The organism is Pseudomonadota bacterium (assembly GCA_023229365.1).
Taxonomy (GTDB): Bacteria; Myxococcota_A; Polyangia; order JAAYKL01; family JAAYKL01; genus JALNZK01.
Genome location: JALNZK010000171.1, coordinates 1 through 8,729, shown reverse-complemented (window position 1 = coordinate 8,729; position 8,729 = coordinate 1). Strand labels below are relative to the sequence as shown.

The 8,729-nt window shown below is 41.6% G+C and carries 10 protein-coding genes; all 10 read right to left on the bottom strand.

What is annotated here, in order from left to right; genetic code table 11:
- Positions 1–322: 322 nt before the first annotated feature.
- Positions 323–976, bottom strand: coding sequence for a hypothetical protein (locus M0R80_29565; GenBank protein ID MCK9463788.1), 654 nt, complete (start codon positions 974–976; stop codon positions 323–325).
- Positions 964–1,596, bottom strand: a complete 633-nt coding sequence (locus tag M0R80_29560) for a hypothetical protein (GenBank protein MCK9463787.1) — start codon at positions 1,594–1,596, stop codon at positions 964–966. The genes M0R80_29565 and M0R80_29560 overlap by 13 nt, the downstream gene beginning before the upstream one ends.
- On the bottom strand, positions 1,593–2,453 hold the full coding sequence (locus M0R80_29555) for a phage tail protein (protein MCK9463786.1): 861 nt from the start codon (positions 2,451–2,453) through the stop codon (positions 1,593–1,595). Before M0R80_29555 ends, M0R80_29560 begins: the two co-directional genes overlap by 4 nt.
- A 225-nt stretch (positions 2,454–2,678) precedes the next feature.
- The gene (locus tag M0R80_29550) at positions 2,679–3,632 is read right to left on the bottom strand and encodes an N-acetylmuramoyl-L-alanine amidase (GenBank protein MCK9463785.1); all 954 of its coding nucleotides are present in this window, start codon (positions 3,630–3,632) and stop codon (positions 2,679–2,681) included.
- Positions 3,629–3,784: an anaerobic ribonucleoside-triphosphate reductase gene (locus M0R80_29545; GenBank protein ID MCK9463784.1), complete on the bottom strand. Its 156-nt coding sequence runs from the start codon at positions 3,782–3,784 to the stop codon at positions 3,629–3,631. The genes M0R80_29550 and M0R80_29545 overlap by 4 nt, the downstream gene beginning before the upstream one ends.
- Positions 3,781–4,011: a hypothetical protein gene (locus tag M0R80_29540; GenBank protein ID MCK9463783.1), complete on the bottom strand. Its 231-nt coding sequence runs from the start codon at positions 4,009–4,011 to the stop codon at positions 3,781–3,783. Before M0R80_29540 ends, M0R80_29545 begins: the two co-directional genes overlap by 4 nt.
- A gap of 2 nt (positions 4,012–4,013) precedes the next feature.
- Entirely contained in the window at positions 4,014–5,012 is a 999-nt protein-coding gene (locus M0R80_29535) for a hypothetical protein (protein ID MCK9463782.1), read from the bottom strand.
- A gap of 10 nt (positions 5,013–5,022) precedes the next feature.
- Positions 5,023–5,943 (bottom strand): phage tail family protein, encoded by a 921-nt coding sequence (locus M0R80_29530; GenBank protein ID MCK9463781.1) that lies wholly within the window; start codon positions 5,941–5,943, stop codon positions 5,023–5,025.
- Positions 5,940–6,485 carry a hypothetical protein gene (locus M0R80_29525; protein MCK9463780.1) on the bottom strand — a complete coding sequence of 182 codons (546 nt, stop codon included), beginning with the start codon at positions 6,483–6,485 and terminating at the stop codon, positions 5,940–5,942. Before M0R80_29525 ends, M0R80_29530 begins: the two co-directional genes overlap by 4 nt.
- Positions 6,486–6,522: 37 nt before the next feature.
- Positions 6,523–8,729: polysaccharide deacetylase family protein (locus M0R80_29520; GenBank protein ID MCK9463779.1), on the bottom strand; the 2,207-nt coding region annotated here is incomplete at its 5' end.

Sequence of the window (8,729 nt, the reverse complement as noted above, 5' to 3'; positions counted from 1 at the left end):
AGGTCCTATTTTTTAGAGCAGTTATTGAGGAGGGTATCTCAAATCACTCTAGCTATTTTGCATAGCTGCTCCGCTAACCCTTTGGTAGCTCATAACTACCTTTGCGGTGGGCTCCCTAAGTGTAGGGGCTTATATACTAACATTTACGATATTTTTTGTCAAGCATACTTGACTTTTTAGATTTTGTTTGATATTATCATTATGCGTGCTGGCCCATAACAAAAAAGACCCCAATGGGGTCCTTTTTGTTTCCTAAAACCCGAAAGGACATAAAGCCCCTTCGGTATATAAATCCTCCCAACTAAGGAGGATAATTGGGAGGTTAAGTTGGTTGTACCCAAGTTATCGGGATAAAGGGGGTCTTCCAATAGTTACCCGTAAATTCTCCCTCTCTTGATATGGTGGAATATAACTCCATATTGGAGTCGTATGTTAGTATATCGTAGTAGAACTTCTTTCCTGAACCTGTTCCAACCCCACCTATACCATCTGCTATAGTTATCTCGTCTTTGCTGTTTAATAGTAGCCAGTTTAAGTGTGCGTTGGAAAAAGAATCTACTGTGTATGAACCAGAATAACAAGTTTTAGTCAGCCATATATTTATGTTGGCATTGTCTGCGTAGGTATATCTTGTGTAATAAACAGTATTCGTACCATCGTAATAAAACAATCCACCACCATCCCAAGGGACTATATTTGAATAAGCACTTACGGATTCGCTCCCTACGGTCCCTGTTATTGGGTCTGCTCTATTAACGATTACGGCTAGTCCTAGGGAGTTCGTAATCCCTACATAGCCGTGAGGTATTATCAGTTCTAGGAAATGAGTAGTGTAGGTAGTTGCGTCTAAATTGACAGAACGGCACGAGTATTCTATATTACCGCTTCTTACTATATTTAAATTGTCGTTGGTGTTTCCAATAATGGGTAGCGTTGTCTTGTTGTCTAGCTTTATTAAAGACATCAGTATTTCCACCACTTGCCAGAAGGTTCATAAGCCCAATCAGCTGTATCGTATTGAAAAGTATCAGTAGTCGTACCAATAAGGGTTCCTTTAGAGTTGAATATTCTCTCGTCATAGTATAAATAATACCCAGAGGTCCCCTCATCTCCAAGTTCCTCATAGGCAGCAGAAACATAGGCAGTATTCGTATTAAGGGCTTGCCACTGTAAATAACCCGCTGGACCACTCCCAAAAACTACTGAACCTGTTCCCAAGAATCTATAGGTTTGGGTCACCAAAATATAGTCGGTTGTTAGAAAATATTGTCTTCTATAATGAATGCTATCAGTTCCGTCATGGTAATATAGACCGCTGTTTGTCCACGGTTCTATCCTGCTTATACCACCGTCAGCGTCCTTAGATACAGAGTTTACGATAGCCATAGCACCGACATTGGTGTATAAATTGCCAGGCAAACCGTGAGCTATCTTAACGTATAGTTTGTACACAGGGTGGTTTGCGTCCAAAGTGAACGAGGAAGTTCTGCCTGCGAAATAAATCTCACCTTTATTTGCTACGGTGAGTTTATCATTCTTAGGTGTTCCTACGCCTTGTCCGATAGATAATTTATTCTCTCGTTTTATTATGCTCATAAATTGGTTAGAATACTTACCGATTCTACTCCTGTATTGGTTACAAAACATCTCCAACCGATTACTCTTGCGGTCTTATTGACTGCTATTGGTCCATCAGAGATAGCGATTGAGATAGTATCCCCTAAGTCATAAGTTCCTATCGGCATCGCTCTTTCATTTAAAACTAAAGATATTTGAGTATCAGGAGACTTGTCTAGCTTAAACAAATTCCCTACTTTGGCGTTTAGTTGGTATTGTTCTAGTTGATCGTTTATTGGGATACTTCTCCACAACCTTCCATAAGTTCCGAAGGTTGAGGTATCCATGGCCGAAGACGAGATTAAATTAGTTCCTGCTTTATCAAGAGAGAACACTATTAAGTCATTGGAAAGATTCCCACCATCTAGGGGAGCATCGTAATCACTTACATTCCCCCCCCTACCGTATCTAAGCGAGATATCAGTACGGTCTCTCCCTATCGTGGGTTTAAAAGTAAATACTTTAGAGTCACTTACGGTGAAGTCTGCGTTAGTTATATCTGCGAATGAGCTTATTATCTGTAGAGCGTTACAGTAAGGAAACTCCATAGAATATGTAGATGTGAACGTCCAAGCAGTTCCTGACACCCAAGGGTAGTTCGGGTTTGTTATTGTTCCTAACGTAAAACTAGCGATAGGAGAACTCGTGACGGCTTTGCCCTCATTGATAATGGTAGTAATAGCAGTAGCCATAGTCCCAGAGTCAAATATCCTAGAATCCTTAGCAGTTGAGTGCTTGACCTGTATTTTAGATAGCAAGTATTCGTAAGTGTACGCTTCTACCTCTATAAACTCGTGGTTACGGTGGGGATTGTTTACTATTACCCCAGCCCACACCACTGCATTATCACGGTATAGTTTAATGTGATACTGATAAGGGGTGAATATGTTCTGTAGAGCTAAGGGGTCTTTGGTTTGTATTCTAAACCTGAGTTCTCCATAAGATGATAAATAGTCTGAAAATTCAATAACCCTTGTCCCGTCTAGGGGTACAAGGTTTTTAACGTGGGCTAGCTTGTTCCCACTCCCGTCATAAATGAATAATCGGTAGATATTCCCCCCTTATTTAGCGTCTGTGAAAAATCTTTTAAGAAGATTACCAGCAGCACTAAATATTGCGGCTCCGATGGCAAAGCCTAGAGCAGAAATATTGAAACTACCAGTTGCAAAGTCTTGAGCAAAACCAACAAGGATAATGCCGATTACTCCGAAAAGAGTATATAGGCTTCCTAGAGCTGCTTTTTTAAAATCATTTATATTTAGTTCGTATTTTTCGCTTTCCACGACTGTCTCCTCTTTAATTATTGGTGTTTCAATAATAGGCTCGGTTGGTTTTTCTTCTATGGATTCTAAACGAGCTTTTTCTTCAGCTACTCTTTTTTCTTCTGCAATACGTTCTGCCGATATTCTCTCTGCTTCTATGCGTTCAGCTTCGGCTTTAGCTTGAGCTTCTTTCAAAGCGATGGCTTCGTGGTCAATAAAGGTAGAGCCACAACTTCTTAAAATAGCCTTAGCGAGTGCCATAGCACCTTTGTCTAAAGTTACCCATAAATCAGAAGTATCTATAAACCCTAGTTCAATTAGCGAAGCTAGAGGTTTTGTATCTCTGATAAATCCTAATCTTCCCCATTTTACAGTTGAGTCGGCTTTCACTCCTCTACTCATAAGACCAGTTTCTTGCACTAACGGAAGCAAGAGTTCGGTAGCGAATTGTTTTGAAACCTCACTACCAGCGTAATAATAAACCTCAACCCCATATCCACCACCAGCGTTTAAGTGAACCTCAATACAAGTGTCGTGAGATTCGTCTGTACAGTTCTGGTTAATCCAATTTATTGTTGGGACTAAATCTAAGTTGTGGGGAACAACTACAAGTTGTCTTCCGTTTAGATTTTGATTTGATAAAATTGCCGTAGCTTTATCTACGAGCATTATGGCGACCTGTGCTTCGTTGTACCCTTGTGATACTGCACCTGCGACTGTGCTGGAATGACCAGCTGCTAGAAAGACCTTCATTCAACCTCCTTTGGCATTTTAAATACTTTTCTATCTTTCATTTCTTCTCTTTTTCCATCATTGGCACAATAAGTAGGGCGTATGTACCCCACTATGCGTTTGTAACATTCAACGACAGTTCTTTTTGCGTTCCATTCCTCTTGTGTCATCATCTACCCGACAAGTATGTTTGCAATATCCACATTAAGAAACCGACAAAGGTAACAACCATAAAACCTTGAATAGCTTTTAAGTTTGCGAGTTCTTCTTTTGAAGCGTACTTTTTGTCAGCACAATCTATAAACTTATTAAGAGAATCTTTAAGTTCGTTCATAGATTCTTTTATGTTATCTACTTTTTCTTCCAATTTTATTAACCTTTCGGTCTCCTTCGTAGTCATTTTTAAGCCGCTTCGTAGGTTCCACTAGCCACAATGTAATCTGTATTTCCCCATGTGAATGGAATTAAGGCGCTAATAGGTACTGTGTTTGTATATGATCCGCCGCCATTTAGAACGACAAGACCAGCAGTGGTTGATGATGCTATTTGCAGGGGACCATACCATGTTGCGTTTCCTGCATCCGTAAAGGCTGCACCGCCTATAACTTCAGTAACAGCTACAGTTGCAGCCGCCTGTAGTGGGAGAGTAAAAACTGGCGCAGTGCCGACATTAGCTCCAGCACAAGTCACTTTTAACCTGAAATGACAGGTTTTACCTATTACTGTATATTTGGCATAAGTTAAGACCGCATTGCCGGCACTAACGGTAAGGTTTGTGAATGTTGGTGTCCAGTCCTTCCAAACTCCACCTGGTTCGCCTGCGGTTGTTGATAGTTTTTCATTTTTAATAGAAGCGTCTGCTACAGGTATTAGTTGTTGTCTTTTATCTGAAATAGAAGCGTTCAAGATTGTACTAGCACCATTAGCTACAGTTATGACTGCGATACAATACCCAAATGTAGGTGGGGTTCCATCATCTGAAGAAGCAGAGGTTGACCTAGAAGTCACTAGAGTAGCGACATCGTCAGCTCCTACCGCTGGGTCTTTCATTTTAGCAGCATCTAGCGAGATATATACCCAATCATATCTAGTACCACCAGTTGCGTTTGAGGCGATGGTTACATTTTGGTTAGCACTTAAATTGACTCTGAGTCTTTGAGATACCCCACTTGTAGGCGTTCCTAAGACATAAGCTATCCCTGCCGTACAGGCTAAGGTCATATCAGGAGTTCCTTGTTCGTTAAGAGCGAAAGCTCCTGTTGCAGGGCTTACCCCTGCTGTATTTGTTATTGCTCCGACAACTCCGTTTTCTAAGAAGTCTGTTGCGAAAGCGTTAAAATCTTCTACTGTTACTCCGTGGCTGTTCGTGCCACCTTGTAAGATTTCTGTATAAATCGCCATAGTTTCCTTTCTAGCTCAGTGGGAAAGTATCCCTAGCTGAGATTTGACACGAGCTACCACTTCCTAAAGTTGTAGCAGTTAATGTGTATGCGTTAGTTCCTACCTCGACAGCAAAATCGTCAAGGCTAGAACCAGCTGTTAAATATTGTAATAAATTAGTTCCTGTAGAGCCTACGGCAGTTACCCCATCGTAATCGATAGTTACTGTAATGGTCCCAGAGGTTAAATTGTAGTTAAATTCAATGTATTTACCTGTAGTAGTGTTGGTCAGTTTGGGTATGTTTAAAGGTCCTGTAAAAGTAATAACAGGGTAAGCTTTGTAATCTCCGTTATTTGTTAAAGACCCACTTGCTCCACCAGTATCAGCTCCGATTACAACTCCACCTACTGGTATCACTAGCCCTGTGGTTTCGGTTATCTCTATCCCTGTTCCTGCGGTCGTTATAGAGGTTAAAGTTAGGCTCGTAGCAGTTTGAGCTTCAATAAAAGGGTATCTAACTTTACAAAGTATCTTAAAAGAAGGTGTATTGGCTTTTTTAACAGTTTCAGGGATATCAACATATAAAGGTTTGACCCTTAACTGTTTGGCTCCGTCTTCTGTCCATTTTAAATTGATATACCCACCATCAGAGTAAGCTGAATCTTGGGCGATTTTAGGGTTACAGACTTTTCTCAAAGTAGCCATCCCCTTGTAGGGGGTTTCTAGTCCGTTCCCAGGGTAGATTTTACCCTCAATAATGTAGTATGACCTACCGACTAGAGTCTGGTAGTCAACGACCCCCATCTCATCAGGCACATTGGAATCAAACTGCCTAATCTCACGATTAGACGCCTGCCTTCTGGAAGCCCTTATATAGTAGTCAGTTTGGGATTCGTCATTAAAGGAGACATAATTATCGGACTCTCCTAATGTAAAAATATCGTAAATCATATCTGATATCCACGATTCGCTCTCTGAACTCTCTTGCGTTCTCGCTCAATATTTCTATCAGCGTAATCAATGGCTGTCATTACTTCTGCCATCGTCATATCGTTTACTAAAAACCCACTTAAAAGTTTATTTAAGAGCATTTCGTAGAGTTTTTTAACTGAAAGATACATCACGAGGTTTACTCGGTCATCGGTTATGGTTGTGGCGTGCTTGTAGCCGACCAAAACCAAAGTTCCTGTATCTGGGTAAAGTCTGAACCTTAAAGTTGTGTTAATCTGTTCCCAGTTATCACCAGACAAGCGGGCTTTAATCCCATCGCTGTCTTTTAGATAAACATCTCCTAAAACATCAATCGTGCTTGGGATAGCGTAGTCCTGTTGATCTGCTACTACCGTTAGGGTCTCGTCTTCTACTATCGTAGCTAAAGCTGGGTCGTACATAGCATCAGTAACGGCTTCAGTTTTCTCAGATGAAGTCCACTTGGTATCGGTGGTATCTCGTACCATTATTTTTAATTTTGTAATGAGTTCTGCTGTTGTCATATCTTTTCCTTTAATATAATAGTATCATTGTCGTTTACTAATGCCACGCTCCATTAGCGTATATTTCTATCGCAGAGGTGTCTATGTTATAGCCGACTGTGCCTTCTAAAGGAGATTCTGGCTTACCTACAGCATTCCAAGTAGATATTCTTGATTCGCCTATTCTTACAGCAAATTCTTCGTCATATATAAAGTGTTGTTCGCCATTATAATAAAGTTGATGTGAACCAGCCGAAGGTGAACTAGAGGGCGAAGCTGATTCAGAGGAGGATTCACTAGATGAAGCGGAAATCGAAGAAGACGGACTGCTTGAAGGACTACTTGATTCCGAAGAACTCGGGCTTGTAGAGGGTGAAGCAGACATTGATGAGCTCGGTGAGCTTGAAGGTGAGCTTGAAATTGAAGAACTTTCGCTACTCGAAGCCGATACGCTAGAACTTTCGGAACTAGACGGACTTGAAGAAGGACTCACAGATGGCGAACTTGAAGGGCTTGAACTTGGGCTGCTAGAAGCCGAACTACTAGCTGAACTACTAGCTGATATTGACGAGCTTGGACTACTACTAGGACTGCCTGATTCAGATGAACTCTGCGAGATTGAACTACTAGGGCTACTAGATGGTGAGGAACTTTGAGAGCTTGACATACTAGAACTGGCACTAACCGAGCTTGATTCTGACGAACTAGCACTTATGGAAGAGCTTGGACTCGTAGAGGGACTGCTCGAAACCGAACTAGATGTTGAGCTTGAAGCTGAAATACTGCTACTAGGCGAAGGACTAGGGCTAGAACTTGGCGAAGCTGACTGAGAACTACTCACACTCGAACTTGGAGAGCTTGACGGGCTAGAGCTCATTGATGAAGACTCGCTAGAACTAGCCGATGAAGCGTCCAGTGGAACCCACCAGTCGGTCATTGTCGCCACATCTATATCCCCGTCTGATTGTTTAGTCACAAGATAATCTATAATCCCATGAAAATTAGTGACAGAAACTTCCGTGTCTAGTGTGGGTGAGGAGACTATCTTGTGAAAGTTTAAGATAAGAACGCCACCCGTCAATAAGAGCTTATCGATATACCCCGTCGCAGTTGCTAAAGACGTAGTGTTAAATATTCCCCGTCTATTTATGGCCATTTTCTCGTCTACTTCTTCGGATTGCACTCTATCTACTATTGTTCTGGCAGAGTAAAATCCGTTTTCGTCAAGCATATTCATGATTTCTCGAGTATATGCACCATTAGGATAGGCATAATGATTCTCCGAACCATTTGCAGAAAGACCATTGTCTACAACATACTGACGGCTAGCATTAACGTCTGTTTCTGCTTCTTCAATAGATAGAGTTGTCAGGTTCGTTGCTCCGTGGGTGGATATATCCCACCCACTAGCCTTAAGTGTCTGTAGGTTGGCTAAGGTCATGTAGTTGGCAGTTCCTACTAGACTACCAATTATATAAGATGTACCAGGAAGACCTGCTGATGCCATATATGAGTAAGCCTGCGAATATTGGCTTTCCCAACCATCGTCAAAAGAAATAACGACTTTCGGAAGGGTTCTTCCATTGTCCTCCATCTTATCGATGTAAACATTTGTTTCCCCTCCCTCTGCGTTGGCCCGAACACGAAGCCTAACCATTGTATTCGCCCATGACTCACCACCAGAGGAAGTGAAATCAGTTCTGTCTATGAGTATTTTGTTCCAGCCTAGATGATAATTACTCACAATATTGGCGATGAGATACTTAGAAAAATCTGTGGTACTTGTGAGATACAAAGAAATAGAATATAATCTTGCAAGGTCAGTTGTGGTTGGAATATATATCCAAAAACTAAAGTTACTTACCGCAGAAAAGTCTTTGCTGATTATCCTTGTTGCAAATGCACCCCCTGCATCTGGTGCCGTAAACCTAAAACTGCTACTTCCATATTTTACATAAGTTGTATCCTCTGTCACTGAGTAACCAGAATCTCCTCCAAGCGTCCACTCGTCAATATCCTCAAAGTCCTCAAATATTTCAGGAGCAGAGACCGAAGGAGATGCACTTTGGCTAGGTGAGGCCGAGGAGCTTGGACTAGAACTCGGTGAACTGCTCTCCGAACTGGACATTGAGCTGCTGGCAGAAGTAGAGGAACTTGGGCTCGAGCTAACTGATGATGATTCAGAAGAGGATTCAGAAGAAGACTCTCCTCCCCCCTCAGTATATGTAACCGTCAAAATAGCGGGTGCAGAATTACCATCTTTAG